Raw genomic sequence first — 25,127 nt, forward strand, 5'->3', positions numbered from 1 at the left:
TTTCCGGCAAAAAAATAAAGCCATTAGGCTTTGTATATTTCTCCAGTTATATTTTGATAGTCTTCTGCTTTAGTGACTTTCTTATTGTAACTACCATAGTGGAATTGCTTCATTCATTTCAATACGTGTTACCTTTAACGGATCATTCGCAATTAATCCATCTAATTTTAAACTACCCTCTTTAGATAAAGACATCCTAGCAGATCCGTATGAACCAACCGTCGCACAAGTGAAAACGGTTAAAGAGGAAGGTTTATACGTTAAACGTGCAATTTCTGTTTCATTAACCGAAACTATTTCAAATGACCCTCTCAAATATAAAATATTTTGTCTGACAGAATATTTCAATGGATTAACTGAATATTGATTTATATTACTATTTAGATTTACATTATTCCAGGTAGCATTTAAATCTGTAGACGTGAGATGTTTTTCCCATTCAGTCCATGTATAGTCAGTTTTCCTAATTCTATAAAATGAGTTTAGACCATTGACTGCATCATATATAGTTTGTAGCAAGGTATTCCCATAACTTATCACTATCATAAATGCTCTTTTGATCTCTTTTGGACCATTAAGGCCTGCATTATAAATGAGATACATTCCTGTTTCTATAATTTCGTTATAGTCGGTGGTCTCACCTATACTTTTATAAAAGGGTTGACCGTTATCCCTTGTTATTTTATGAAGTTGACTGTTGTTCCATTTATCTTGTTCAGCTGCTGTCGGAAGCTGTGTCCAATTGATAGATATGTGGTTAGGATAATAGTAAAAGTAATATGCACTGCCGGATGTATCTATTGCGAAACCTGTTCCAATATTATTTTGCCCCACTGTCTGTATCCCTCTAATTGCGTATTGTGAAGGGTTATCCTCGATCCCACTGGGCGCATAGAATGTACATGTTCCTTTGTCTTTAATGGAATCAAAAATTCTTGAACCAACGGAAATATTTAAAAGTTGTGTTCCATTATCACCTGTAATTTTATACAGCTGCGACTCATTCCATTTCTTTTTTTCTACTTCTGAAGAGTGTTGACTTGGATCATTGATATGAAGAGTTATTTGTTCTGACATACCAGTGTCGTTATGAAGCAATGTTTCCAACATATCATTGAATAGATCTGCATGAGCTTTATCACTCGTTTCAAAAGGACGAGGAGTTTTTATCTCCAATGTGTTCTCTCCTTTCTATAATTGCATAAGTTGTCTGAATGAGATTGAAACAGAATTCAGCAAAAGAGAACGGCAAAAAAATAAATCTATTAGGCTTCGTACATTTCTCCAGTTATATCTTTATAGTCATTTGCCGAGATCCAGCCAATGCTTACATAAAATGCAACGTCCTCTGGGCCGTAACACTGCCAGTCCCAGAATTGTTTGATATCTGCTACAGTTGGAAACATCATTCTGATCTTCCCCCTTTCTGCATAGCCAATAGCTGTGTTAATTGTTTTGACAATAAAGCATTTTGTTTCTTTAAAAGTTCTATATCACTTGGCGGGAGAGGGGCTGGTTTTAGGCTATCTATATACTCCTTTGTCGCTAATTCATACCATTGTTGTTTTTCCACATCAAATGCAGCTTTATAAAAAGAAGGATTATTGGGTGGTGCAATTGTTGTACAGTGCTCTGGAATAATATAATTTCCTTCATCATCCCTCTCATACACTTCTATTGGTCTGACCAATTCATTTTGATGATTATATTCATAGACTTGGATCATTTTGATCACTTCCTTAATTTAATGGGATGACCGTATCTAGATAATAACCAGTTACAGAAATGTCATTTTTCGACAGTAAATCAGTTAGCTTTAGATCTCCTGTCTTATATATAAGTAGTTTACTATGACCAGTTGTACCTAATACTGGAACTGATACTACTAGGCCTTTATATGGTAAGCCCAGTAAGCCCGAAATTGGAATCTTTCCACAGATAACTTCTATATTTGCTTTTAGGTGGCCTCTCAACAATAATAAATTTCTTCATCTAGTATATTCGACTGGTCTATCTCCATAGAGGAACCATTGTCAAGCGTGACATTTAGCCACTTGACATTTTAAAATTCAGCATCAGTTACTATTTTTTCCATCCTTTAAAAAATACCGTAAGTATGAACCGTTCCGAACCAATGAGTGTTGTCATAACTCCTGCTGACATGAATGGTCTTTCTACCATTTATAGTTTCTAAAACGTCAATATTAAACCAAGCTGAATCATTTTCAGTAGGCATATTTACTAACTTAGATCCAACAGCAAAATAAAACCCTGAAGGTAATGTTAATATATCTGTGTCCATTCGCATAGATAATCTTGTCCCATTGGTATTCAATAAATGATGATCGTTTAGTCGCTTCCACCCACTCCATTCTTGTTTATTGCCTGTAACATCAGTTGTTGAGCGATTAACATAAATATCTCCTGTATTGTTTACACCAAGTATCTATACATATATATTTTCACTGAAAACAGATAAAGCCCTCATTGAACTAAATGTCGGTAAATCTTCATGTCCCTCCTGAATATACCAAGAATGTACACCAGGTAACGTTGTTAATCTCTCCAATATACTTGAATCATTTGCATTAAATTCTCTCATACGCTTTCCCATCGTCAGCAGTGATTTTAGATAACTGTCCTGCGTCCCATTTATTTTTTTCATTTTGTGTAGGCATTTACAGCCAATTAATCGCCATGTCTTTCACATAATAGGAAAAACAGAAAACGTTGCCTAACGTATCAATTACGATTCCAACACCAATATTATTTTGACCTACAAGCTGGAATCTCCTTAATACAGCGTTGCCAATAGCAGGAGAATCAACTACCCCAACACCTCTAGGCGCATAGAATGAACAGGCACCTAGAGTTTTAATTTCGTCATAGATACTGCCGCCAGCAGGGATACTGATCAATTGGGAGCCGTTATCATTTGTCAGTTTATACTGCTGCGAATTATTCCATTTCTTCTTATCTGTACTAGAAATGTGAGGATTTGAATCTTCTGTATGAAGGTTGAATTACTTCAACAGTTCTTGGTCATTTTCAATCAAAATCTTCACCATATTGTTAAATAAATCTTCATGCGCCTTGTCATTTATCTCAAAAGAACGCAGTGTTTTTAAAACCATATCCTCCCCCTTATATATGAATAATGAATCAAAAATCTACGTGAATTTTTATAATAATTTCAACTCTTCTATGTCACGTAATATGTGTGTCATTTGTTTTGTTAAAAATGCAATTTGTTTCTTCAATATTTCAAGATCATTAGGTAAAGGCTTTATTTTAAAGCTATTCATATACTCTTGCGTGGCTGTTTCCTCCCATTGTTTTTTTTTAGGATCAAATTTTGCAATATATGATTCAACAGGAGGTGGTATATCTGTAAAACCTTCAGGTATATCTTCATGTTCATTTACGAGTAGTTTTTCTTCACCTGGTATATAGATAAATTGATCATCATATTTATAAATCCACATATTATTACCTCCTACAACGTACTAAATTTGATTAAAAACGTAATGAATTCTGTTGGATTGGCTGTGTTAGAAGATAATTGCACACACACTCTTCCATCAGTTGTGATCAATGTCCTATGATATTGTGGTGTTCCAGATGTTCCAAGGCTAGAAGCCACTCCAACATAATAGACAGGCTGCTTTGGACGGTAGCCTTCTGGTAAAACAAAAACAGGAATTTCCCCTAATGGACCATCTCTTACAGCTCCATTAATTTCGACTTCGCCTAAAGCATTTTTACTAAACCGAATCGGTAAAGAACTCGTACTGTATAGTTTCCATCCGTTTAGTATTCTAGGTGTGGTCCACGTTACTTCTTGATCTGCTTCAGTAAGACTACGCTTCCAACCTTGCCAACCTAGATTTAAGTCAAGGTAGTTAGTAAACATGTTATTTTTATAGTCTATTGCAATGACCCAACCAAACGTACCTTTGTTGTTACTGTCGGATGAAGTAAAATGATAAAAACCTCTTGAAGCCAAAGCTGAGGGGTTGTCTTGTACACCAGCAGGTGAATAAAATGTACCAAATGTTTTTCCTGTTTCAGTTAATTTATCTAATAAATTTTCTGTCGCTCCCACAGATACACGTACGCCACCCGTGTCATTAGTAATTTTAATTAACTGACTATCATTCCATTTATTTTGATCGGACATATTTGGCAGAGGCGTCCAACTAATAGAAAGATCACTGGACCCATATAGAAATGTATAAGCATTTCCCATTGTATCGATCGCAAATCCTGTTCCTGCATTCGCTTGCCCTACCGTTTGAATGCCTCTTAAAGCATTCGTTGTTGGACTATCTTCTATTCCACGAGGAGCGTAAAATGTACATGTTCCTTTATCTTTAATAGCATCATAGATCTTACCAGAAGCTGGAATGCTGATTAAATGTGTCCCATTGTCTGCAGTTATTTTATAACTTTGAGAATCATTCCATTTTTGTTTCTCCAATCCAGTTACATGTTGAATCGTATCATTTTTATGACTAGTGAACTGTTCTAACAGCCCATGGTCGTTTTCAAGTAAGACTTCAACCATTTCATTAAATAGGTTTGCATGAGCTTTATCACTAGTTTCAAATGTTTTTGGTGTTTTCAAGTCCATTTTTGACTCCCTCCCTTAATAAATATCATCAATCTCAAAAACAAATTCGATGTCGCCGTCTTTTTGTTTGTCTGTCATGGTGCGGATGGCGGTGAATTTGCCGGCTTCGTCGACAAGGGCTAGTTCATTGATGACTTCGCCTGCGAGTTCTCCTTCAGCGATGGTGCAGGTGTAGCGGATTTTTGCCGGTTCCATGAAGGTAAATGAATCAATATTTTTTTGAATCAGTTCTTTTTTGAGTGCTTGTTCAGTTCCGTCTAGTGAGATTGGTTTTCCATCCTTTGTTCCTCCATTTCCGAATGCCATTTTGACGACTTTTGTGAGTTTTGTTCCTTCTGCTCGTGCCTTTGCCATTTGTTGACGTGCATATAGTGTGGTTACGGTTAATTGATCAGCCATTGTGATCCTCCTTATAGGTCTATTTTTTTAGAAGTTGCTGCCAGCATTTTTGATCCATCAAGTGAAACGGATCCATCGAGAATCCAGTAATGCTCCTTGATCAGTAAACTGCCGCCTTGTTCATTTTGAACATGTACCGGTAAGCGGAACGTCATCCTCTTTTTCGTTTGATGTGAAAGCTGGTTCTTTGCGCGCAAAGTCAGCGTAGCTGCTTGCTTCGTTTCATGCGATGCTCCAGTCATGACATAATTCAGACGATATGCTGTTTCTTTCTCTTGTTGAAGCGGCATTCTCATCTTTAATGAATGCCGAAAGCGAGCAGGGACCTCCGTAGTACCTCGTATCCCGCTGAGATAGAACGTTCCATTTAATACGAATTCACCATTGAGTAAAATTGGAATATGATCGAAAAAGCCCACTCTGCTTCGCAGTGTGAGCCGCTGGTGATGATCATTTGTTTCATGAACATCGGTATGATGACTGGCGGTGAACGTATACGCCAAATGTGCTGGCTTTAACGTTTCGAGTATTTCGACGATATATCTTGTGTTTTGCAGGTCATCCAGGTTGACACGCAATGCAAAATGATAACGGTTGACTGTAAGACGGATGATCGCACTTGGATTTTTAAGAAATCGATTCACTGATTTCTCTAATGAAAGATACGTAATTGGTGGAATGTTCGACATCATATTGAGTAATCGTGCCCTGCGCAGCTCAATTGAATCATCTGACTCTCGCTGCACCTTGAGCATTCTTTCCCACCGATTCAATCCCCACGTCGCTGTTAAGGGGAAGAACTGATCCGTTACATCAAAAATGGATTCGTCCAATTGTTCAAACTCTGGCGCCTCCGTTTTTAGTAAATGATCCACATCATAAATCTCTGTGAAATAAGGCGGCAAGTAGTTTTTCATTTCATCAAGTTTGCTCAATAACCTTCACCTGCCTCAGACGTGGTATCTCAATGTCCTGTAATACTAAGTTTTTTGACTCCCCATTCAATAAGACATTTGCATAATCGGACACGCTCTCTGAATGGTACAAGATATCATTTAAGGCGGACATTCGAATCGTACTTTTTTCAAATGCGATTGATTTTAACAGTGCTTTGACCTTTTCTTCTATTTCTTTTTGCGCACCTTCAAGCGTCCAGTCCATCTGAAGTTCGACGGACACTTCTATGTCAATATCTAGCCACTTGGCGCTTTCAACAGTTGCTTTTGAACCAATAGGAGCTTGCCCTTCTCCTTCTCCTGGTACAGGATCGATATACTCCTGAACCCTTTTGACAAGAAGCTCAGATGCTACATCTAGATTGCCATCGGTGATGACAATTTTGACCGTTCCCTCTCCATTCCATAACGGGAATACTTTCGCTCTGCCGACACCAACCACTTCCTCGGCCCACTTTTTGTAATGTGCTCTGTTGGCACTGACAGCCTCTCGCCTTGCGCGTATTAAATACCGATCGTATAATGACGCATCATCTTCTTCCTCTTGCCCTGGTATCACCAATTCCTTCATGATCATCGACTCAAGACCCGGAATGGTATCAAGCGATAGCAGCGGCTGACCTGTTAATTGCCCATTGCCGACTGTACCTGTTGTCTCGCATTCTAGTGTACCGTCCTTTGAAAATTGAAAATAAACATCTTCAATAAAGAATCTTGATCCTGCTGGAATATTTACGTTCTCTGGTTGAATGGTTACGGACCAGACCGCTTTGGTGGCTGGCTTTCGTTCAATCCCCACTTCTGCTGCTCGTCGATCTAAAAATTCCCCCTGTGCTGTATCAGCAAAGACAAGCTCAAATACTTGATCAAGCCAAATATACGACTGAGCCAGTTCAGCAGCAGCAGGTGCCAAGGCATTCCAAATGACGCTGTTTTCTCTTTTATCTATGTCATCTGGCAGCCTGTCCAGCATTCTTTCCATCAACGCCTCATACGTTTGCTCCTCAAACATCTCCCTCCATCACCTCCTCTATTTCTAATGTGCCTTCATCTGTGACAATGGCTAGTTTGACTTGAAAGGCATCATTTTGCTTCGTGACCTCTATCTCTTCAATATGATCAATCCGCTCATCAACGACCAATGCTTCTTCTAGCAATCTTGGAATCTCCATTTCTTTGTATTCATCTGTTGCTTCTGTATCGGTCAATAGCTCCTGAATTTCAGTACCAATGTCGTGACTGTAAATGGGGTGTGCATAGCGCTCTGTTCGCAATGTCATATAAATAAATTGACGGATCGCTTCAATGCCTGTAATGGCTTCATTTGTCAGCCTACCATTTTCAAAATCTATGCGATACGTCGTCGAGGTTTCTACCTCTTCGTCTTCTTCTGTTTCCTCGATTTCTTCCTCTGGTGAAAGTGCCACATTCATCACCTCCCTTACAATTTGTCGATGATGTAAAAGGACTGCCCTCCTGCCATTGCAAGTACCATAATGCTGTCTCCCTTTTTCAACTCATCATCCTCACCCTTATTTAAGCGTTTAGGCCAAATAAGCAGTTCTTCTGGAATGATCAGCTTACTATTTTCATTTAATCGGATGTGAAGAGGCGAAGCCATTGTGACCTCTCCAATCACCAGATCAATTGGAGAAGCTGCATCTACTGCATTGACAGCGAGTCGTTTAATTGCTTCACTTAATCTCATGCTTGATCACCCTTTGGCATGGAATTTTTCTCAACGACGTCAATTGTCATGGTGTGCTTCACTCCATTGAATTCATGCTTGTCTTGATCGATCCAGTAGGTTTTTTTGATGTTGATTTCAGGGATTTTCAAATAGATTGGCAAACCGCTTTGCAGTTCAGGGATTCCAAGTGCTTGTATGCTTTTCACTTCTTGTTTGACGCCTTTTTTTTCAGCTAGGCGTACTTTCGCTCTTTTTTGAAGCTGCGGCTGGTTGATTTGACCTGTGACCGTCTCCACATGCTGTAAAATGCCGTACTGACTCTGACCCGCTTTGTCCTGTTCGATCACCACAATATCTGATTTGCTACCTTTTTTCTTATTCTTCCCCTGTTCGTCTACAGACGTGCGCATCTTCACACGTGTTGCTGTCTCTTCAATGGAGGTGCTGTACTGATAACCGATGAGGTTGACGCCTGATTCAATGACCCACACGTCCTCTGGATCGGGCCAAGCTCTCAGCCCCATCTTGCCTTTAGCAGAATAAATTTGATAATTTCTACCGGTTTGCCGCTTCGTTTCCTTCAATGCTTTTAAAATGATGTCATATAAACTCGTGTCATTTTTAAAGACGAGAGACTTCATGACATGTCCTGTATTTGCGATGGATGTCATAGGAATTTGAAAGTCTGCCCCGATCCGCCTCAAAATTTGATCTGCCCGTTGATTTGAAAAAACATATACATCTTGGTTTTTCACTAAATATTGGAGCATATCGTATGCGGTAAAGGTCAGCTTTCCTTCAACAGGCGTCCTAGAAAACACGATGCCTCTGAACAGCTCTTTTCCTTTCCATTTAAAAAGAACCGTGTCTCCTTCTGAGACACGGTAATATGTTTGACTGCCTTGCTTTGTGATAATGTTCGCCTGAATAGAGCGAGGGGCCTGATACCTTTGCCCCTGAAGTGTCACACTCTCTGTGACAAGCTCATACATCGTGCCGCTTCTGATGGCAAAAAGCTCAATCAATGTCAGCCCCCCTATTGTGGTATTTTCAATTTTTGCCCTGGAAAAATCCAATGTCCCGGCTGTTTAATATTCCGTTTACTTCGTTTGATCATCGCTGCTTTATTGGCATTCCAAATACGCCGCCATTTTGTACTATCGCCATAAAAACGGCCTGAAATGGCCCACAGAGTATCTCCTTTTTTGACAGTGTACAATTTTGGTGGTGTTTTTGAGGGTCTTTTCTTTTTGGTTTGTTTCGCTTTTTTCTTTCGCTTGATTTTCCTAGGCGATGCGGTTTTATATTCCTTTAGCGCGATCGTAAATTCACGATCGCCTATGTCATAAGACCCTTCCTTGTGTGTGAAGCTCTCAATGCTGCACGTCATATTGATTTTAGTCCCTGTCACAATCAGGCGCACAGACTTCTTTGAACGCATCATTCGTTCAATTTTCGCTATTGCATTCTCTGGTGATGGAATGCTTTTATATTCTGCAATTGGCGAATATTTCTTAGGAAATAATGAGGTGAATGATACTTGTTTAGCTGATGGTACATCAATAAAAGTCAGTTCTCCAAAGGAGGAGACCTTCACTGTTTCATTTTGTACATTATTTGTGATCTCAAGTTCGGATGGAAGAACAGGGAATCGCAGCTTCTCCTTGCCTTGGGAAATCCACAATTGATACACTGATTTACCCATCGATCACGACCCCTTTCGTTCCTGTCTGAAGCTCTACTTCCAGTTCGTCTACAAGCATTTGTCTAATTTTTTCGACAAGCGATTGCTGATCCTGTCCATTATGGAAATGCTGATCACCATTGAACTGGATGGTGATTTGTTTATTGCCTGACGTTGTTGTATTCCCAGCTGGCTGTGCTGAGGTGACTTGCTGCATCTGTGATTCTGGTAAAGGAGCAGATGCATTTGATGGATCATAGACTTGCATTCCAAGTGCCTTCGCTGCCTGCGTCAATAAATATCTCCCGCGAATGCCTCTTTCTTCTGGAATAATCCATTCGCGTTTGTTTCCTTCACCGACTCTAGCTACCTGCTCCTGAGTAATCAGACCGCCATTGGCGTAGCCTTTATAAGGACCGCCTCTTTTCATACTCCGTAATCCCGGTGTATTGAAGACTGTTCCATATCTGCCCTTAATGTAGTTAATGGCTGCTACGGCATTATGAATTGGGTTCCAAATATCATTCATGCCCTTGCCTTTATTGGAATGGAAGGTCGGTCCAATGGTTTGCATTAACCCTTTAGAAGGCGTTCCCTTCTTGGCGTTGGAATCCCACAAGTTGATGGCTTTCGGGTTACCATTTGATTCGTGCTGAGCGATTGTCATAAGACCTGGAAGCCAGCTCATCGATGTGCCAGTCGCCATCAGAGCTGCCATGAGCCATTGCTGAACACTAAGACCTGAAGCACCCATACCGCTGAACGCTCCGATTAATGAACCCGCTTGATTTTCAGCAAACTTTTTCACATCAACTGAATCGAGCCCTTTGACGACACCAATCGATGCGAATTTCCCTAGACTCATCATGACACGTGAAGGAGAATGAATGTCTAGTTCTTCTCTAAACGCCTGTTCCACTTTCTTCGCCATTTCTTTGGCAGCTTGTGTGACTTCACTTGCTTTTGAACGCATGCCGCTATTGAAGGCGTCGATCATTCCTGAACCCCATCCTGGTGATTCTTGTTTGGCCTGCAGGAATGGTTGTTTGACGTGTTGGTCTACATATTGGCTTGTGCCAATTGATGTGGCATTTTGACCTGTTGCAAAGCCACTAACAGTTCCAGAACCCCAAGTTGGTGATGCTGTCATCACTTGTTGGTATGGTGCTTTTACACGACTTTGCAAAAAGCTGTCAGTTCCTGTTGGTGTCATTTGCTGGCTAGTAGCAAATGCCGATACCGTTTGTTGTCCGTACTTTCCTGAATCTGATGTCATTTGATTAAATGGCTGCTGAATGTTTTTTTGCTTCCATTGATCAAGTGAAACCACCTTTTGATTCAGCCCTTGTTCAAAATCATGATTAAATTGCTCACCTATGCTGGCAGATTGGATGTTTCCATTCATTGAAACCGTTCCACCAATTGAACCGGCAGAAGCAGTTGGAGCTGCTGGAGCATTTGGCGTTATTGGAGCTGGAGAGCTAGAAACTGGACTTGCTGCTCCGCTGCTGCTTGGCACAACAGACATTCCAAGATGAGAAGCAGCCTGTGCAAGCAGCATCTTCCCACGACCCCGGTTATTTTGAGTTGGAATGACAAATTCGTTACCTGCTTCACCAATCCATGATAAGGTAGGCTGGGTGATATAGCCGCCTGTGGCTTTTTTATCAGGATCTCCAAATAAATGTTTTACTACAAAATTAATGCCATCGCCCGCTTTGTCAAAAATCTTTTTAACCCAGTTAAATGCTTTAGAAAAACCATCACTTATGGCACCAGCCACTTTTACGATCGGTGTCTGAATATTATCTTTAAACCATTTGGATAATCCATTCCATATATCTGTCACCACTTTATACGCTTCTTCAAACTTCTTCCCAATGCTATCTTTAATGGTTCCAACCGTTTCTACAAGCGGATTCCATACATTGTTCATAAACCAAGAGGATACTGCTCCAAAAATTGATTGAATGGTTTTCCACGCATTTGATAATGCTGTCCAAATCCCCGTAGCGACTGTGACAACTGTGCTGCTTAGCGGTGTCCACACATTCTCAATAAACCAGCCTGCTACTGCACTGAATGTTTCTTGTATCCACGTCCAGGCATTGACTAGACTTGTCCAGATCGTGGTTGCTACTGTAACGACTGTATCGCTTAGCGGTGTCCAGACATTTTCGATAAACCAGCCCGCAACTGCACTGAATGTTTCTTGTATCCATGTCCAGGCATTGACTAGACTTGTCCAAATCGTGGTTGCTACTGTAACGACTGTACCACTTAGTGGTGTCCAGACGTTTTCGATAAACCAGCCTGCGACTGCACTGAATGTTTCTTGTATCCATGTCCAGGCATTGACTAGACTTGTCCAGATCGTGGTTGCTACCGTGCCAACCGTGCTGCTTAATGGTGTCCACACATTTTGGATAAACCAGTCTGCGACTGTAGACCACACTTCAACAATTTGATCTTTGATTTCAATGGCTTTTTGGCCAATCTTCTCAAATCCACCGCCATCAAACCATTTTCCAATTGTTTCACCGATAGATTCTCCGCCCATACTGCCAGCGATGCCGCCTACTAGGCCGCCGATGGCTGTGCCTACTCCTGGTACTACACTTCCAATAGCTGCACCTGCTGCTGCACCTGCCATCCCTCCGGCGATGCCGCCTCCAGTCGCACCGATCTTTTCACCAGCATTCTCTTTTTTCATACCAATTAGATTTGTTGCACTAAGTACACTGCCTAAAATAGGTACTTTCTTTAATAATTTGCCGCTCCCTTTACCGATATTTTTCAACGCATCCCCTAATTTACTTGGAGGTCTTCTATTCATTTCGGTTCTTGTTGTGGCATTTGGATTTCTAGGTTGTCTTGGTGATTGACCATTTCTATTTTTGGTTTTAGTAGATCCTCCCCTGCTTAAACCTCTTGCACAACAAGGACAACAACTATTGCGAAACATACCTTTACCACCTCGCGGCTTAGATTTCTTATTGGGAGCTGAATTTGATGGTGTGGATGTTGGTGCTGTTGTTGGTGCTGTTGTTGGCGCTGTTGTCGGCGCTGTTGTTGGCGCTGTTGTTGGCGCTGGAGTGCTACTTCCATTCGATTGATCACCTGCACCAAAGAGACGATCAAATACATTGGTCACCAATTCATCTAGTTTTTTTTCAGGATTAAATTTAATCTTCTCTTTTATTCTTCCGATCACATCTTGCTTGTACTCTTCCATTTTATTTTCAACCCAAGGAAGTGCCTTTTCGTCCCAAAACTTTCTAGGACTTAATTTTTCTTTCAGCTTGTCTGCAACATCACCTGCATATTTTTGAATTTCATTTAACCCTTTATTAGCAAGGCTCTGGAGCCAATCCTGTTTGGGTTCATCCTTTTTAATTGGCGGACTAACAGCTTCAGGCTCTTTTTTTATGTTTTGTTCTTTCACAACTGACTCTGCCTGATCTCGTTTTTTCAACTTACTCTTTGCATTGTCTTGAACAGACACTCTGATCTCATGTTTAGCCATTGTCAAGCTTTTGAGTGTCTTTTTGATTCGTTGAATGGCATTGGTGGCTTGGTCAACCATGTTTAATCTCATATAGTACGTTCTGTTCATGAGCTGAAGGATTGATTTTTTGATTGATGACATTTTTCCTGACAACTGATCATTCAGTTTGAACGTCAGCAGGATTGGACTTGCTTGTGATTGTTTCAAGCGATCTATACTGGATTTAATGACATCTAGTCCTTTTGCTTGAATCGATATGATCATCTGTTTCGGTATCATGTTCAGCTGGTTTGTTAATGATTTGAGATCACGATAGATTCCTTGATCTAGCTTCATGGATAATACAGAAAACCTTCTCATCGATAAATTGAGGTTCCTTAGCTTCTTTTCATCTATTTCCAGGCTTATTTTCACCGGTTTTCTAAATGGTTTGAGCTGCTTCTCAAACGTTTGAAATCGTTTTTGAATGCGCAACAGCTTCTTTGATACTTTGTCTTCTAATTCAAATCGTGCAGTGAGCTTCGCCAGTTTATTTCCCTCCTTTCTTTGCTTCTTTTTCTAGCATGTCAAGTTTGTAGCTGATGAGTCCGAATAAGAATGCCTTAAATTGTCTTGGTGCTTCGTATAAATCGAGGAGTTCTGATGGGGAATAGTGAAGCTCGTGCATGGCGTAATATAAAAACACCGCTTCCTTATCCCCATCTTTTATTAGTTTTTTGCTGCGTCTTCTAAATCTTCAATTTCGTCTTCAAATCCGTTGATTTCAATCGCTTTGTTTAACCAGTTTGCGTATTCACCGCCGACAGATAAAACACGTTTTGCAACTTCAACTGGATCTTGTGTGCTGTAGGCTTCTCTTAATTCCTTTGAGCGAAAATCTGGATAAATCGTCGATTCAATGGCAATTCGTGCGTAGAAGCGCTGGCTGTCTAAGTCTTTCACACGGCCTCTGCCTTTGACATTTTTGAACGTGGTGTTTTCTTTTTCCAGTTCATCAATACGTTCCGTAGTAATCGCTTTGAAGACAAAAGGAATAACATTCCCTTTTTTATCAACAAAACGCTTAGAAATTGGTACTTTGACCTCTTCTGCTTCTACTGTTTGTCCTGGCATAAAAAATGAAAGATCAAATGTTTGTTTTTCGCTCATGTTTAAAAACTCCTTTTGTTTGTTTTTTGAATGCAAAAAAGCACATCCATTTTTTGAATGTGCTTTCCAATCTTTTCATGTATAATATAACTCGTACAATTGAACGGCTTGCTCAAGGGTGTCTGGCTCATCCCCGATAGGAAGGGGGTGATGCTCATGTCAACGTTCCAAGCGATTTCCCTAATGCTTTTATTCGGGATGTTTATCCTTGCTTTGTTGACGTATATAAACAAAAAATAGACTCCCCCTTGAGCTTTGGTAGGTGAAAGGGAAAGTCTATCCTTAAAACTATCTAATTGATAAGCCAGCCCCTTGAAGGGCCTCATTGTACATTGCCGGGATGTTAGCGCATCCTGGCTTCTTTTTATTGTATGCAAATCGCTTTGCATGTAAACATCATTTTGTGTGTTATTGAATGCAATGTGCATTACAAATGCATTCATTTTTCATTACATTTGCATTATAGCATATTTGGTTTTTATTTAGCTAATTAATTAGCTAATTTCCTCCACATTTCTTAGAAAGAATTCTTCAGCTTTTCAGGCAGATCAAAGTCTTCAAATGTAAATGGAACTTCTTCTTCAAGTGCCTCTGAATCGACATCTAGTCCAGCAATTTTAGCTGAATCAAAGTTGACATCGAATAATGTCACACGCTCTGTGCCTCGGCCTGATGATTTATCATCAATTACCGCTTGAAGAGTGAAATAAGGATCTTCCCCTTTTTTCACATAGTTGAGCATGAGTTGAACGAAACGTGACGTAACTTTATAGAATGTTGCCGTTCCTGTTCCGTTTGCCCCAGTTGTTTTATGGCCAGTCATTCGGCGGCCCATTACGTTCACTTCTGATTTATTTTTCTCCACGTTTGCTTCAAACGTTTTGATAAAGGCAAGTTCCTCACCTTCTAAGAAAAGACGACCTTCTTTACCTGAGATTGTATTTTGTGCTTTAAAAGCCATCTTACTTCACCTCCACATTGAAATAGAATTTTTCTGCTGCGTCTACTGGCTGTACTGCTAAATCGATGATAAATCCATCACGATCTTCATTGAGGCCAATGACGATGTCTGTTTCTGAGTTAAAGCCTGTAATGCCGCTTCCATCTTGAAGTTGTGTGAGATACTGTGTAATCAGTGTTTTCACAAGCTGCACACCATCGTCTGATGCTGGAATGTCATTGCCATTGGCTTTGCGTAATTTAATCAAATTTTTCAGTTCAAATGTTAAATCATTGTTGATTGCATCTAGCACACGGATGATTTTGTTTTTCGCCATTTGCTGGTTCTTTTCAACCGTGAAGCTTGTCAAAGAGTTAATATCTTTTTCAACGCTCACCGTGCGGTCTCTTGCATCGAAAGTGAAAAGAAACTCTCCTTGTGATAAACGGTATTCTACTTGATCATTATCAAGACGCTCTAATGTATCGACTGCGCCTTCGTATTCAACAAAGGTCAGTGACTGATTAAAATTCGCTCCTGCACTTGCTCCTGCGACCCAAGCTGTTGTTTGAGCAGGCGTCAGTTCTGTTCCGTCTTCTAAAACAACACCGCTTGTGACATTGATGATTCCTTCTTGATCAGCTGCATAGTTAGCCACAACGCCTTGCACCTTACGTCCTTGCTTATCACGTAAACGCTCAATAAATGACGCGAATGTTGCTTTTAATTGCTCACTATTATCGACTGGTAGTGCAATGACATCAAAGTATTCCGTTTCAGCTGCTTCTAGGAAAGCTGTATAATCTGCGACACTTGCCACACCGTTTTTCCCGCCGCTTAAAGCCGCTCCAGCAGTAATGACCGCTTCGCCTTCACCAGAAAATTGAACGTATTTGTTTTTCACAAGATCTTTGACATCTTTGACCACCTGTTTATCGACAATATCTGTTCCAAGATAGGTGATGACGTCACGTTTTGTGCTGTCGAGTACATTTTCTGCCACTTGAATGGTGATCTCATTTCCTTTTTGACCACCATAATTGGCTGTGACCACAAAGTTTTCTGCGATTTCCGCTTTGGCTGGCTCTCCTTCGTTTAGACGGTAAAGCAAGACCGTTTGCGCTTTTTTCTTCGCTTCACGGAAAAGAAGAAGTGACTTATCATCAATGTTAAGCCCGACCTTTTTATTTAAGTCTTCCATATCGGAAACGGAAATAAAGGTTTTTGGTTCTCCCCAGCTCATGACAAGAGGAAGTGCAACTGTTCCTCGCTCGCCTAAAGTAATTCGCTGCTCTGCTGTTGTTTTAAAATTAAAGTAAATGCCAGGACGCTTTTTCTCTGTACCTGGTGTAAAAGTGCCTCCGTTCATCCTTTAAACCTCCTTGGACAAAAAAGCATCGATGTGCTTCTTTGCTTCTGTTTTTGTAATTGGTTGATGTTTGATATAAAAAAGAGCACCTTCAAGGATTTCTGGTTTTACCCCAAAAAGATCCTTGCTGTGCTCTTTTAAGGCTTCAAATGAAAAGCCAAATTCTTTTTCTTCGCCCGCTGTTTGGTCGAGCTGTGTTTTTTTAGTCTTGCTCACGTTTGATCACCCCATCTGAAAAATTGATATCTTCTAGGCTTGGCTGTTTATCTCGGTTGTACCAATAGCTGCTATCCCACGTCAGGACAATCGCTGCTACACCTTGATCTATGATTCTTGTTTCCACTCTTTTTATGCGGACATAATCATCAAGCACCTCTCCATCTTCACTGATCATCTGAATGATTTGACGATCAGCAAGCAATGCATCGACGACTGTTTCCGCCGCATCATGCGCTTTTTCTGTATCCATATGAAACACTTTCACTTGCAGCGAATAAGATTTCATAAAAGTAGACACTGTATCTGGACCACTAATGACAGTCACTGGCGGCACATAAACAGATGGCACTTGGAAACGCTCTGGCAGAAGACGATCATACATTTTCACAGGAAAGTGTGTGTATATATAATGCATGATTGCCCCGACTTCTTGATTCATTCCATCACCTCCCAAAATGTCGATCGATCCAGCTTTGAAGCTTTCGATCCAGCGAGTGTTCAAACATTTGTTCATAGAGCATGACGGCATGATCCCAGTACCCATTTCCTTCAATCCATTGAGATGAAAGCATCATGCCAGTACTGGCATTCGGATCATATTCAAAGCGGCTGCCGTTCCATCTGCCAGGCACCCATCTTCGTTCTCCATTTGAAGAAATGGCATGTCCATCATTCACGTAAGAGGCATAATCAAGCTGTGTCCCTACTTCTAGCGTGAGCCCGCCTCGGGAAGTGAGAAAGTGATTCTCCTTGTCACCTTTTTGAAAGGAATTGAGGAGACGGCCTGTATCAACAGCCTTTTCTTTGATGATTTCATCTTGAATGATGTCTAAAAACTGTAAGCCCATTTCCTGTAACCACTCTTGATATTGCGCCGTTAAGCCGCCACTATTTGCCTGTTGGAGCTGGGATAGCAGCCGGTCAAGTCCATCAATTTTCATAGGTTTTCCTTTCTGACGGCCATCACTTCCATGTGATGATTTTTCACTCTTTTTGGCTGTTGCAACTTAAGTGAGATGCCGTTCCACACCATTTTGTCATGCAAACGAATGTCGCTTGCTAGAGGGAAATGGACGAGATAGGACTGATAGATGACTGTATTCGGTTCTTCTTGCACGAGTGACTGGCTTTTTTCTACAACATAGCAAGCCACATCTCTCATACTTGGTGTATCAGGATAAGTGAGGTCCGTCTGCAGATCTCCTGCTGGTATACCAAATTTGCCGCGGACTGCCTCCTCATTCTCCAAGTGAAAAAGATCACAGCGATCCGTTAATAGAGAATCATAGCTCATAATGATCTCACCTTTAAATTGGCGCTGCCGCCAGTTAATGAAGGTTCAATATAATCAACAAGAAGGGCATACACATAAGGTCTGCCTTTCACTTTGTCCGCTGCCTTTGCATATGAATAATCACCCATTTTTTCTGAAGTCAAGCCTTTCATCATGGATTCGTCATCATTCAGCATGGCAAAATACTGGGCCATTTTTAATAAGGCGATCCTTGCTTTTTCAGGAATGGGCTGATATTTTTCATGTGTAAAATCGTGCCCGACCATTTGAAATACCGCTGCTTCTGCTTCAATAATATCTGCCGCTAGTCTCTCTACAGAACGATTTTTCACGCGATCAAATACAGAATAGGCTTGTAGTTCCTCAGCAGAAATGATCATAGCCTGCTGTCACCTACTCTTTCACTTTCATTACTTTGGCTACAGCATCCTCTTCCTCAAATTTGCTGTCGAGCTTCGCTGTCAGAACAATGATAAACTTACGGCTGCGAATATCTTTTTCTACTTCAATACGAATATTGCGAGAAAATCCTACGATAATATTTTTCGGATGTGTCAGTAAAATATCTGATACGTCTGTTCCTTCTTCATCATATGGCTGCATATTGGCAAGACCTTTGACCGGAACACCGAATGCAGAAGAAAGTCCGCCTTGAATCGCCGCATCTCCGAGACCTGTCTGACGGTTTGCTACTTGGTCTTTCCACTCGACCTCTAAACTTGGGGATGTATAAAAACGGAAATCCTGAGGTACACGTAAATATTTTGACGGCATCGCTTTATAGGCTTGTTTGAACATTTGACGGCTAATTTCCGCTCCATTCGCATCGACAATATGAGAAACTGCCTGTTTTCGTACGCCATCCATTTGAGCTAAAAATGGATCTTGTGAAGTTGTATCACCGTTGACGATCAGTTCTTCAATATCGACTGCCGCTCGTTCCGCCAGCATTTGCATAATGGTCTGCTGAATCCCGTCTTTTTCAATGTTGTTTTCAATGCTGTCGTACGTCATATGGATCTCAGCAATGACTTCTTTTGCATTGAGCTGGACAGTGCTTGTCGCTGGGACAACACGGTCTTTTGCATCCAGCGCTTTGCCTTCTTCTGCTGGGCGTAAAATGCGCTGACCGAAGCCGATTTTTTCGATTTTTTGTGAATCACTTTCCATTGGAATGATACGTGCATCATTTAAAACGGTTGGTGTATTTTGCATCATTCTAATGAATGTGTTGGATTGGGCTGCGTTCATGAGACCGCCTGTTTTTAAGCTGGCAAGTGTCATTTCAGCCTTGCGAATCAACTCTTGATTTCTCACACTTTTTCCTCCTTATTTAGGCTTATAGTAAGCCATCCCATATGGGCTTTGTCATATCATTTTGTGTATCGTGATTTGTTTGTTTAGAAATGCCCCGCGCTTTTTCAAGCATGTGTATCCGCTCTGAAATAGGCAGTAGCTGTTGCTGAAGCACTTCCTGAATCGCTGCTTTTTCTCTGCCTGCTGATTTCTCTAAGGAAGAGAGCTGATGACGAATTGGCGCAACCACTTGCTCCAGCACTTTTTGTACAGGTTCTTCTTCACCTGTTTGATCTGTCCCTTGTTTATCCGCTTGTTGTAAAACGTTGTCGATGGCCATTTTTGCTTTTTCTAGTTCGCGTACTTGATCAGTCGTTAATCCGGCATCTTGCTTTTGAACGGATGCTGGTCTTTCGCCAATCGTTTGGAGGACATCATTTGTTTTCAACACATCCTGCACAATTGGAATCAATTGTTCAAGTGCCGCTCTTACGCTAGATTCATCACCATCACTTGACTGCAACGTTTCCAGCAGATGATCTAAAACGCTCCAAAATTGTTGTGGCATATTTGCACCTTCCTCTTTCAAAAAGAAATTTTTCAGCAAAGAAAAAAGCCCTCTCTCGTTCGTTTCTTGAGATAGGAGCTGATCGTGTTCCTCTATTGCGATGATGTCTGCTGTTCCAGCCATTGAGTAGCCTGTAATATGGCCTTGCTGAATTTGGTCCCAAATATCTTGTGATGCCTTTGTCACAAGTACCCAAGATCCTTTTTGAATCAGCTCCCCGCCTACTTCAAAATCCGCTGGGGCAATGTATGATTCGACGACTTCGCCAACACCGTCTTGAAAATCATGCTGTTTATCAATGTGACGGGCATCTTTCATAAAACCGTGTGCTGCTCTTTCAATTTCTTTGGCCGACATAAAGTCTTGATGTGCATCAGGTGTATTGGGTTCATACACGACGCCATATACGAGGCGATGCGCGTCCTCTGCCTTCGTCAGGACACTGACTTCTTTTTGAAAGTCAGGCTGCTTTTTCTTTGCTTTCATCAAGAAAAATTTCTTTTGGTTGGCGGCCTTGTCCACATAGGAAACATGTGTAATTTTTGCGTTTTTTAATTCCCTTGGCATATGTTCACCCCCTTTCAAAAAAGCTCACGTCCTTTTATTTCTCCAGCTGGTTTGACTTGGATGGAGACAGCCCATCAGCTGTTTTTATGCGGCTTTCTAAAGGTCGGTGGTAGAATTCTTCCGGCCATTCCTCTAACGTCTTACCAAGAATACGCCCCGCAAGATCTCGTAAATCATTTGGCGATACTGCCCCAGCCTGAATAAATGGTGTCAGAACCTTCGCTATCTCTAACGGATCTCTAAAGTCAGGGCCATTTAATAGAAAGCGGACATGCCAAATATCTAAATCCGGGAGAAAAAGAGTATTGAGTTTCCCTGTAATAAGATGTCGCTCTGGCTGAAACACTTGCTCCTCCGTTGTTTTTCGCGCGGTATCTGCCGTGGCCTTGTTATAATCTTGTGACTCTCCTGTGTAAATAGGCGGCAGACGAAAAGCGGAGCGGATTTTGTTTCTCGTCTTTTCATCGTATTCTAAAAAGAGCGCATCCTCTTGCAGGATTTCCGCCAAGGATTTAAAGTTCACTTTGACATTTGATACATCTTCTTCACCTGTTAATCCTTTTTCTGTCGGAAGCCCTTCTACTTCAAGCAATAAAAACTTATGCGCATGGTCAGACCCTTCAATATCATCCATATAATCTTGTAGCTGCTGATAAGAAGTCTCTGACAGCATGCCGTTTTCGACAATGATGGCACCAGGTACATGCCGTCCTTGCTTAAAATAAAGATAATTCAGCTCTTCTGCTTTTCGTGCGCCATACATATTGACGATGTTGCCAATCCAGCGGGGAATCCCATACGTCCCACTGCCAATTTTAAAATGGATGACTTCTGTTGCTTGAAGTGGTTCTGGTGTAGCATCATCGTACTTGCCTGTTTCATAATTTAATATGCGCGGATCACCATACTCCTTGAAAAAGACTTTCTTCTCATTGATGACCTGCACATATTTTCGGAATCGTTTCTTGCGATTCATCGTCTTTAATTCGCCGTTTTCTGTGTAGCGGAATTCGACGTCGACTGGCTCACTCAGCTTGCAAATGCGGATATGGAGTGCATCCAAATACTCGATTCCTGCCGGCTTTCCTTGTCCATCCCGCAGCACCTCTAAAAAGCCATTTCCTGTTTTCTCCCGGTCTTCTAGGACATAACCAAGAATCACGTCAGCAGACTCATCATAGTTCATGTATTTCGTAAACTCTTCGAGTCTTGTCCATTCCTTCTCGGCTGTCTTCTTTTTGACCGGTTTCACATCTTCCGCATTAAAATCAAAGGCGTATTCCACCCCAAAGCCAAAGCCTAAAATGTTTGTTCGATACGCATCTATACATTGCTGAAGAATCGTTGAGTATTCTGCCATGCTTTTTAATTCATTGATATGGTAGGGCGGGGGGACAATGTCGTCTTTTTCGTATGAAAATTCATCCTCATACATTTGTTTTGTATGATCAGACATGTTGGCCTTCATAATCGTTGCTTTTAATTGTTTCATTGTATGGACCTCCTCTCTCGGTTTGGACGAACACGCTCTGAAGCAGTCTGTTTCAAATCGGTCACTTCATAATCATCTAGCGCATACCAAATGGCAGATAATGTGTGTGGATCGATTTGAAATTCATCTTCCTCTAAGCGGCCGTTCTTATCTGCCTTATAGGTTAGTGATTGAAGTTCATAGATGGTATAAGGGCAAGCATCAGAACAAATGATTTTCTTAAATCGTTTGATTTTCTTTGTATATTGCAAACGTGACCCTTGGAACTTATGCGCAGCGACCATTTGAAATCCACGCTGCCGAAAATAGTGAATCGTTTTAGGCTCTGCTGCATCTGCCTTAATCAGTTCCTTTGATTCAACAAATTCTTTCAAATCAACAGCTGTTTCATCATCCGTTTTCCCGCGGTCGTAATATTCCCAATAAATATATAAGTACTTTTTTTCATGATCGACAGCTAACCGAATGAGCGCATTGTAGGATTCGACAAATCCAAAATCCATCCCCGCCCGTTTCAGCGGTCTTTCAATTTGCCCGATCGCTTCTAATACGTCAGCATGCTGTCTGACCTCAAATTGTGGAAACACTTTTGTGCCATTGATACCGAAGTATCCCTTCCTTGCAATTCGATAAAGATCTGGATCGTATTCTTTCAGCTCATCCAGCTGCTTGACATAGCTTTTAGGAAGAAATAGATTGTCTTCTGCTGTTGAGTGGTGATAGTACGTATCTTTTATCACGATGGTTCGCTGTTTGTATAAGGTTTCGTCATCAAGGACAAAACGTTTCAGCTGCTCATCTCGAAAGAAATGTCTGTACGTCCAATTATCCTGACCAACGGGATTCGTCGATAACATCATATAAAGAGGTAAAACCGGATGTCTCAGCCTTCCAAGCAGTTCTTTAAACCCTTCATATGAAACCTCGGAACACTCCTCAATCCAAATCATTGAGATGTTGTTGATCGACTTCAATTTCTCAGGCTTGTCCAGTCCTTTAAATAAAATGCTGCTCCCATTGCGAAAAGTGAGAGCAAGTGGTGAACTGCGGCACTTTACTAGATGATCGATGCCAAGATCGCTGACGATTTCTTGTAAAAGAGAGTAGGTCGACTCCCGGTGCGTATCATACACTTCTCGAATGACAAGTGCTGTCCGTTTTTCCTCAAGCAGCTTTAAGATCAGCTTTAAAGCAATGTGATAGCTTTTGGATGAGCCATAGCCGCCTACTAAAAACTGAAACTTTTGATTCCAATCGAACAAAAAGTGTTCAAAGTGAGGATTGACTTCTTTTTCAATCAACGGCGTCATGAATCGTCCTCTTTTCTTTTGATCATGATATGAAGATCTTCTTCTTTTTCCTCACGAACTGCTTTTTTTGTTTTTTCGATTGTTAGCTCAATTTGCTTCAGCCTTAATCTTCGTTCATCTTTCGCATGAGCGAGCTCTTCAAACTGTTTAATCAGCCGTCTTAGCTCTCCCATTGCACGAGATTGGGCATTTAAAAAAGTGGCATGCCGATCCCATGAAAATTGAAACGAAAATTCCTCTGCCGTGATCTCTGGCTCTGGATGAATGCCTTCGCCTGTTTCTTCCTCTAATGAAGAAGGCAAGTACGTCGCCTTTTTCAGTTCTTTGATCATGTCATCTTGATCTGCTACATGCATGATGCGCTGCGCTCGAATAATGGCTGCGTATTGAATTTGAATTTGATCCCAGATGATATCAAGAGATGTGCGCCCATCCATTTTTTCCATGATTTCAATCGTTTCATCTGAAAGAAATTGATGAAAGATCGAGTGCGCCTGCTTTGACGGTGTTTTTTGTCTTTGCCAGCCGTATCGTCTTTTCCATGATTTGACGGTATGGATGGAGACGTTGTATTGATCCGCTAGCTGCTGGTACGTCATCCCTTTCATATAATCCTGCTTAGCCTCTATCCGTTTATCTTTCATTTACATTCACCTGCCGCCTCCTTTTAGTTCGAATGATTCCCTGAAGAGGAATCATTTGTGCCGGGCTAGCAAACATTCGTTTGGTCTTTCTAACTATAGGTGGCAACTGTAAGACAAGCTTTTGAAGATTGATGTGATGAAAGAAAAAACGCCTATTCAGCAGCTCTGAATAGGCGTTCTTGTACTTTTTTGGACATTTTGGTCCGAGCTCTTTCCATATGTTTTTGGACTGTTCCTTTTTTTACATCTAGCATGATCGCAATCTCGCTAAATGACAGACCCTGCGTTGTGTGCATAAAAAATACGTCTTTCTCTCGATCTGTTAAAACAGACAAAGCTTCATCGATTCGCCTTTTGTCACGCTCACTTACCTCTCTTTCTTTCTCTTGAATGAGGGTGTATTCATGTGATAAAGCCTCTAATACCTCTTGATTAGCAAGAATGGTACGCTGATACACAGACCGTCTATCTAATCCTCTGCGTGCGCCCGGCTCTCTACCGATTTGAAGCCATTCCACCACATATTCTAAATCACTGACCATACTGGCGATCATTTTTTGATCATGTTTGTCCTGATCTGACATCTGTTTCTCTTCTTTGTCTTTCAATTGATCATATCGTTTTCTGGCATCTTTTAAACTTCTTTTATATTCGATCAGTAAATCTTGCATCTATGCTCTCTCCCTTTTTTAAGAAAATAAAAAACGGACACCAATCAGCCCCTTTTTATAGGGTCTTGATCAGTGTCCGCAGGCTTTCCGTCTTGGACTTATTCAGTTGTTCTTGTTCATCAGACTAGCTGATTTTAAAACCAATCTCATGATCGACTCTTGCAAAATGTCCTTTTGCTGTTTGAATAATTGTTTTTCCATGCTCAGGTACATCCATCATATAAGCCGTTCCTACGTTTCCATCTAACACAATGACTTGAATCTTTCCTTTTTCCATTTCACCGACAAATGTCTGGTTTTCTTGAATCATGATTTGTTTTGGCTCGTTCATATGCTTGTCTCCTTATTTGGTGGTGAGGATCTCATATCATCACCCATCGTATTTAAAATGATTTCCATTCGAGGACGCATGCTATAAAACTGTGAAACTCTTAATTCTACAATCTGTAAAGAGGCGTTATCGGTAAAGGCATGAAGTGCTTCTTGTATATACTGCAAATTTGGTTGAAGAATGCAGATGTGTACCGGGCGTATCAAACCTTTTTCTGCAGATGTACGCGTGTCTTGGCTGTTCGCTAGATCAATGGGCATATTGTAAAATGAGCGAATGTCGAGTGATAATGCGCCTTTTATTTTGCTTGTGCATTGCGCTTTAGCGGCTGTTTGAATTCTGTTTATCAATGTCTCTTTTGTACATAAATGTTCTTTTCCAATGATAAAATGAAGGACCATGCTACG

32 protein-coding genes are annotated in these 25,127 nt (G+C 41.0%); 1 reads left to right on the forward strand and 31 read right to left on the reverse strand.

Annotation, left to right across the window (positions count from 1 at the left end; translation table 11 throughout):
* Positions 1-90: 90 nt before the first annotated feature.
* The 16 genes from FXF70_RS00095 to FXF70_RS00170 form a co-directional block, all read right to left on the reverse strand.
* On the reverse strand, positions 91-1,176 hold the full coding sequence (locus FXF70_RS00095; protein WP_148779639.1) for a pyocin knob domain-containing protein: 1,086 nt from the start codon (positions 1,174-1,176) through the stop codon (positions 91-93).
* Positions 1,177-1,265: 89 nt separating this feature from the next.
* Positions 1,266-1,409, reverse strand: coding sequence for an XkdX family protein (locus FXF70_RS00100; protein ID WP_187424748.1), 144 nt, complete (start codon positions 1,407-1,409; stop codon positions 1,266-1,268).
* The gene (locus FXF70_RS00105) at positions 1,406-1,726 is read right to left on the reverse strand and encodes a hypothetical protein (RefSeq protein ID WP_148779640.1); all 321 of its coding nucleotides are present in this window, start codon (positions 1,724-1,726) and stop codon (positions 1,406-1,408) included. Before FXF70_RS00105 ends, FXF70_RS00100 begins: the two co-directional genes overlap by 4 nt.
* A gap of 952 nt (positions 1,727-2,678) precedes the next feature.
* Positions 2,679-2,918, reverse strand: coding sequence for a hypothetical protein (locus tag FXF70_RS19155; RefSeq protein ID WP_224558654.1), 240 nt, complete (start codon positions 2,916-2,918; stop codon positions 2,679-2,681).
* Between the two features lie 264 nt (positions 2,919-3,182).
* Complete coding sequence (locus tag FXF70_RS00115) at positions 3,183-3,485, reverse strand: hypothetical protein (RefSeq protein ID WP_148779641.1); 303 nt, start codon at positions 3,483-3,485, stop codon at positions 3,183-3,185.
* 11 nt (positions 3,486-3,496) lie between these two features.
* Positions 3,497-4,633 (reverse strand): hypothetical protein, encoded by a 1,137-nt coding sequence (locus FXF70_RS00120; RefSeq protein WP_148779642.1) that lies wholly within the window; start codon positions 4,631-4,633, stop codon positions 3,497-3,499.
* A 15-nt stretch (positions 4,634-4,648) separates the two neighbouring features.
* Entirely contained in the window at positions 4,649-5,032 is a 384-nt protein-coding gene (locus FXF70_RS00125; protein ID WP_017359000.1) for a phage tail-collar fiber domain-containing protein, read from the reverse strand.
* Positions 5,033-5,043: 11 nt separating this feature from the next.
* Positions 5,044-5,967, reverse strand: coding sequence for a YmfQ family protein (locus FXF70_RS00130; protein WP_148779643.1), 924 nt, complete (start codon positions 5,965-5,967; stop codon positions 5,044-5,046).
* Positions 5,954-7,000, reverse strand: coding sequence for a baseplate J/gp47 family protein (locus FXF70_RS00135; RefSeq protein ID WP_144665809.1), 1,047 nt, complete (start codon positions 6,998-7,000; stop codon positions 5,954-5,956). The genes FXF70_RS00130 and FXF70_RS00135 overlap by 14 nt, the downstream gene beginning before the upstream one ends.
* Entirely contained in the window at positions 6,993-7,415 is a 423-nt protein-coding gene (locus FXF70_RS00140) for a DUF2634 domain-containing protein (protein WP_024719684.1), read from the reverse strand. The genes FXF70_RS00135 and FXF70_RS00140 overlap by 8 nt, the downstream gene beginning before the upstream one ends.
* A 14-nt stretch (positions 7,416-7,429) precedes the next feature.
* The gene (locus FXF70_RS00145; RefSeq protein ID WP_039169977.1) at positions 7,430-7,696 is read right to left on the reverse strand and encodes a DUF2577 family protein; all 267 of its coding nucleotides are present in this window, start codon (positions 7,694-7,696) and stop codon (positions 7,430-7,432) included.
* Positions 7,693-8,703 carry an XkdQ/YqbQ family protein gene (locus FXF70_RS00150; protein WP_017367933.1) on the reverse strand — a complete coding sequence of 337 codons (1,011 nt, stop codon included), beginning with the start codon at positions 8,701-8,703 and terminating at the stop codon, positions 7,693-7,695. The genes FXF70_RS00145 and FXF70_RS00150 overlap by 4 nt, the downstream gene beginning before the upstream one ends.
* A gap of 11 nt (positions 8,704-8,714) precedes the next feature.
* On the reverse strand, positions 8,715-9,383 hold the full coding sequence (locus FXF70_RS00155) for a LysM peptidoglycan-binding domain-containing protein (protein ID WP_025207870.1): 669 nt from the start codon (positions 9,381-9,383) through the stop codon (positions 8,715-8,717).
* Positions 9,376-13,398 carry a transglycosylase SLT domain-containing protein gene (locus tag FXF70_RS00160; RefSeq protein WP_395947853.1) on the reverse strand — a complete coding sequence of 1,341 codons (4,023 nt, stop codon included), beginning with the start codon at positions 13,396-13,398 and terminating at the stop codon, positions 9,376-9,378. Before FXF70_RS00160 ends, FXF70_RS00155 begins: the two co-directional genes overlap by 8 nt.
* A gap of 1 nt (position 13,399) precedes the next feature.
* The gene (locus FXF70_RS00165) at positions 13,400-13,537 is read right to left on the reverse strand and encodes a hypothetical protein (RefSeq protein WP_008344097.1); all 138 of its coding nucleotides are present in this window, start codon (positions 13,535-13,537) and stop codon (positions 13,400-13,402) included.
* A 41-nt stretch (positions 13,538-13,578) separates the two neighbouring features.
* Positions 13,579-14,019 (reverse strand): phage tail assembly chaperone, encoded by a 441-nt coding sequence (locus FXF70_RS00170; protein ID WP_008344099.1) that lies wholly within the window; start codon positions 14,017-14,019, stop codon positions 13,579-13,581.
* 183 nt (positions 14,020-14,202) lie between these two features.
* On the opposite strand from FXF70_RS00170, the gene FXF70_RS00175 reads away from it, so the two are divergent.
* Positions 14,203-14,259: a putative holin-like toxin gene (locus FXF70_RS00175; RefSeq protein ID WP_229200408.1), complete on the forward strand. Its 57-nt coding sequence runs from the start codon at positions 14,203-14,205 to the stop codon at positions 14,257-14,259.
* A 277-nt stretch (positions 14,260-14,536) separates the two neighbouring features.
* On the opposite strand, the gene FXF70_RS00180 is transcribed toward FXF70_RS00175, so the two are convergent.
* The 15 genes from FXF70_RS00180 to FXF70_RS00250 all read right to left on the reverse strand — a co-directional run bounded on the left by FXF70_RS00180 (position 14,537) and on the right by FXF70_RS00250 (position 25,121).
* Positions 14,537-14,980, reverse strand: coding sequence for a phage tail tube protein (locus FXF70_RS00180; protein ID WP_003213309.1), 444 nt, complete (start codon positions 14,978-14,980; stop codon positions 14,537-14,539).
* A 1-nt stretch (position 14,981) separates the two neighbouring features.
* Positions 14,982-16,328 (reverse strand): phage tail sheath family protein, encoded by a 1,347-nt coding sequence (locus FXF70_RS00185; protein ID WP_017367936.1) that lies wholly within the window; start codon positions 16,326-16,328, stop codon positions 14,982-14,984.
* A gap of 3 nt (positions 16,329-16,331) precedes the next feature.
* Positions 16,332-16,544, reverse strand: coding sequence for a YqzN/YkzM domain-containing protein (locus FXF70_RS00190; RefSeq protein ID WP_008344108.1), 213 nt, complete (start codon positions 16,542-16,544; stop codon positions 16,332-16,334).
* Positions 16,531-16,986, reverse strand: coding sequence for a phage tail terminator family protein (locus FXF70_RS00195; protein WP_041091933.1), 456 nt, complete (start codon positions 16,984-16,986; stop codon positions 16,531-16,533). Before FXF70_RS00195 ends, FXF70_RS00190 begins: the two co-directional genes overlap by 14 nt.
* A 4-nt stretch (positions 16,987-16,990) precedes the next feature.
* Entirely contained in the window at positions 16,991-17,488 is a 498-nt protein-coding gene (locus tag FXF70_RS00200) for an HK97 gp10 family phage protein (protein WP_025207873.1), read from the reverse strand.
* A complete protein-coding gene (locus FXF70_RS00205) occupies positions 17,485-17,841 on the reverse strand; it encodes a YqbH/XkdH family protein (RefSeq protein WP_017367938.1) in 357 nt (118 codons plus the stop codon). Before FXF70_RS00205 ends, FXF70_RS00200 begins: the two co-directional genes overlap by 4 nt.
* Positions 17,838-18,221: a protein YqbG gene (yqbG, locus tag FXF70_RS00210; RefSeq protein ID WP_007500574.1), complete on the reverse strand. Its 384-nt coding sequence runs from the start codon at positions 18,219-18,221 to the stop codon at positions 17,838-17,840. The genes FXF70_RS00205 and yqbG overlap by 4 nt, the downstream gene beginning before the upstream one ends.
* A 13-nt stretch (positions 18,222-18,234) precedes the next feature.
* Complete coding sequence (locus FXF70_RS00215; RefSeq protein ID WP_008344119.1) at positions 18,235-19,158, reverse strand: phage major capsid protein; 924 nt, start codon at positions 19,156-19,158, stop codon at positions 18,235-18,237.
* 22 nt (positions 19,159-19,180) lie between these two features.
* Entirely contained in the window at positions 19,181-20,272 is a 1,092-nt protein-coding gene (locus FXF70_RS00220) for an XkdF-like putative serine protease domain-containing protein (protein ID WP_039169992.1), read from the reverse strand.
* A gap of 34 nt (positions 20,273-20,306) precedes the next feature.
* Complete coding sequence (locus tag FXF70_RS00225) at positions 20,307-21,764, reverse strand: phage portal protein (RefSeq protein WP_148779645.1); 1,458 nt, start codon at positions 21,762-21,764, stop codon at positions 20,307-20,309.
* Positions 21,761-23,062 carry a PBSX family phage terminase large subunit gene (locus tag FXF70_RS00230; RefSeq protein ID WP_161630747.1) on the reverse strand — a complete coding sequence of 434 codons (1,302 nt, stop codon included), beginning with the start codon at positions 23,060-23,062 and terminating at the stop codon, positions 21,761-21,763. Before FXF70_RS00230 ends, FXF70_RS00225 begins: the two co-directional genes overlap by 4 nt.
* A gap of 8 nt (positions 23,063-23,070) precedes the next feature.
* Positions 23,071-23,718: a phage terminase small subunit gene (terS, locus tag FXF70_RS00235; RefSeq protein ID WP_058213668.1), complete on the reverse strand. Its 648-nt coding sequence runs from the start codon at positions 23,716-23,718 to the stop codon at positions 23,071-23,073.
* A 152-nt stretch (positions 23,719-23,870) separates the two neighbouring features.
* A complete protein-coding gene (locus tag FXF70_RS00240; RefSeq protein WP_148779646.1) occupies positions 23,871-24,389 on the reverse strand; it encodes a sigma-70 family RNA polymerase sigma factor in 519 nt (172 codons plus the stop codon).
* A 124-nt stretch (positions 24,390-24,513) separates the two neighbouring features.
* Positions 24,514-24,699, reverse strand: a complete 186-nt coding sequence (locus tag FXF70_RS00245) for an XtrA/YqaO family protein (RefSeq protein ID WP_370648332.1) — start codon at positions 24,697-24,699, stop codon at positions 24,514-24,516.
* A 17-nt stretch (positions 24,700-24,716) separates the two neighbouring features.
* Positions 24,717-25,121 (reverse strand): holliday junction resolvase, encoded by a 405-nt coding sequence (locus tag FXF70_RS00250; RefSeq protein WP_148779647.1) that lies wholly within the window; start codon positions 25,119-25,121, stop codon positions 24,717-24,719.
* Positions 25,122-25,127 lie beyond the last annotated feature (6 nt).

This window comes from Bacillus sp. Y3 (assembly GCF_008123875.1).
GTDB lineage: Bacteria > Bacillota > Bacilli > Bacillales > Bacillaceae > Bacillus > Bacillus altitudinis.

Coding starts and splice junctions, on each gene's coding strand:
- FXF70_RS00180 (WP_003213309.1), bottom strand. CDS start 14,980: ATGGCTTTTAAAGCACAAAATACAATCTCAGGTAAAGAAGGTCGTCTT.
- FXF70_RS00135 (WP_144665809.1), bottom strand. CDS start 7,000: ATGTTTGAGGAGCAAACGTATGAGGCGTTGATGGAAAGAATGCTGGAC.
- FXF70_RS00100 (WP_187424748.1), bottom strand. CDS start 1,409: ATGATGTTTCCAACTGTAGCAGATATCAAACAATTCTGGGACTGGCAG.
- FXF70_RS00120 (WP_148779642.1), bottom strand. CDS start 4,633: ATGGACTTGAAAACACCAAAAACATTTGAAACTAGTGATAAAGCTCAT.
- FXF70_RS00195 (WP_041091933.1), bottom strand. CDS start 16,986: ATGAATCAAGAAGTCGGGGCAATCATGCATTATATATACACACACTTT.
- FXF70_RS00105 (WP_148779640.1), bottom strand. CDS start 1,726: ATGATCCAAGTCTATGAATATAATCATCAAAATGAATTGGTCAGACCA.
- FXF70_RS00185 (WP_017367936.1), bottom strand. CDS start 16,328: ATGAACGGAGGCACTTTTACACCAGGTACAGAGAAAAAGCGTCCTGGC.
- FXF70_RS00155 (WP_025207870.1), bottom strand. CDS start 9,383: ATGGGTAAATCAGTGTATCAATTGTGGATTTCCCAAGGCAAGGAGAAG.
- FXF70_RS00170 (WP_008344099.1), bottom strand. CDS start 14,019: ATGAGCGAAAAACAAACATTTGATCTTTCATTTTTTATGCCAGGACAA.
- FXF70_RS00205 (WP_017367938.1), bottom strand. CDS start 17,841: ATGAGCTATGATTCTCTATTAACGGATCGCTGTGATCTTTTTCACTTG.
- FXF70_RS00250 (WP_148779647.1), bottom strand. CDS start 25,121: ATGGTCCTTCATTTTATCATTGGAAAAGAACATTTATGTACAAAAGAG.
- FXF70_RS00220 (WP_039169992.1), bottom strand. CDS start 20,272: ATGCCAAGGGAATTAAAAAACGCAAAAATTACACATGTTTCCTATGTG.
- FXF70_RS00200 (WP_025207873.1), bottom strand. CDS start 17,488: ATGAAAATTGATGGACTTGACCGGCTGCTATCCCAGCTCCAACAGGCA.
- FXF70_RS00165 (WP_008344097.1), bottom strand. CDS start 13,537: ATGCACGAGCTTCACTATTCCCCATCAGAACTCCTCGATTTATACGAA.
- FXF70_RS00145 (WP_039169977.1), bottom strand. CDS start 7,696: ATGAGATTAAGTGAAGCAATTAAACGACTCGCTGTCAATGCAGTAGAT.
- FXF70_RS00115 (WP_148779641.1), bottom strand. CDS start 3,485: ATGTGGATTTATAAATATGATGATCAATTTATCTATATACCAGGTGAA.
- FXF70_RS00240 (WP_148779646.1), bottom strand. CDS start 24,389: ATGCAAGATTTACTGATCGAATATAAAAGAAGTTTAAAAGATGCCAGA.
- terS (WP_058213668.1), bottom strand. CDS start 23,718: ATGAAAGATAAACGGATAGAGGCTAAGCAGGATTATATGAAAGGGATG.
- FXF70_RS00225 (WP_148779645.1), bottom strand. CDS start 21,764: ATGAAACAATTAAAAGCAACGATTATGAAGGCCAACATGTCTGATCAT.
- FXF70_RS00245 (WP_370648332.1), bottom strand. CDS start 24,699: ATGATTCAAGAAAACCAGACATTTGTCGGTGAAATGGAAAAAGGAAAG.
- yqbG (WP_007500574.1), bottom strand. CDS start 18,221: ATGATCATTTCTGCTGAGGAACTACAAGCCTATTCTGTATTTGATCGC.
- FXF70_RS00125 (WP_017359000.1), bottom strand. CDS start 5,032: ATGGCTGATCAATTAACCGTAACCACACTATATGCACGTCAACAAATG.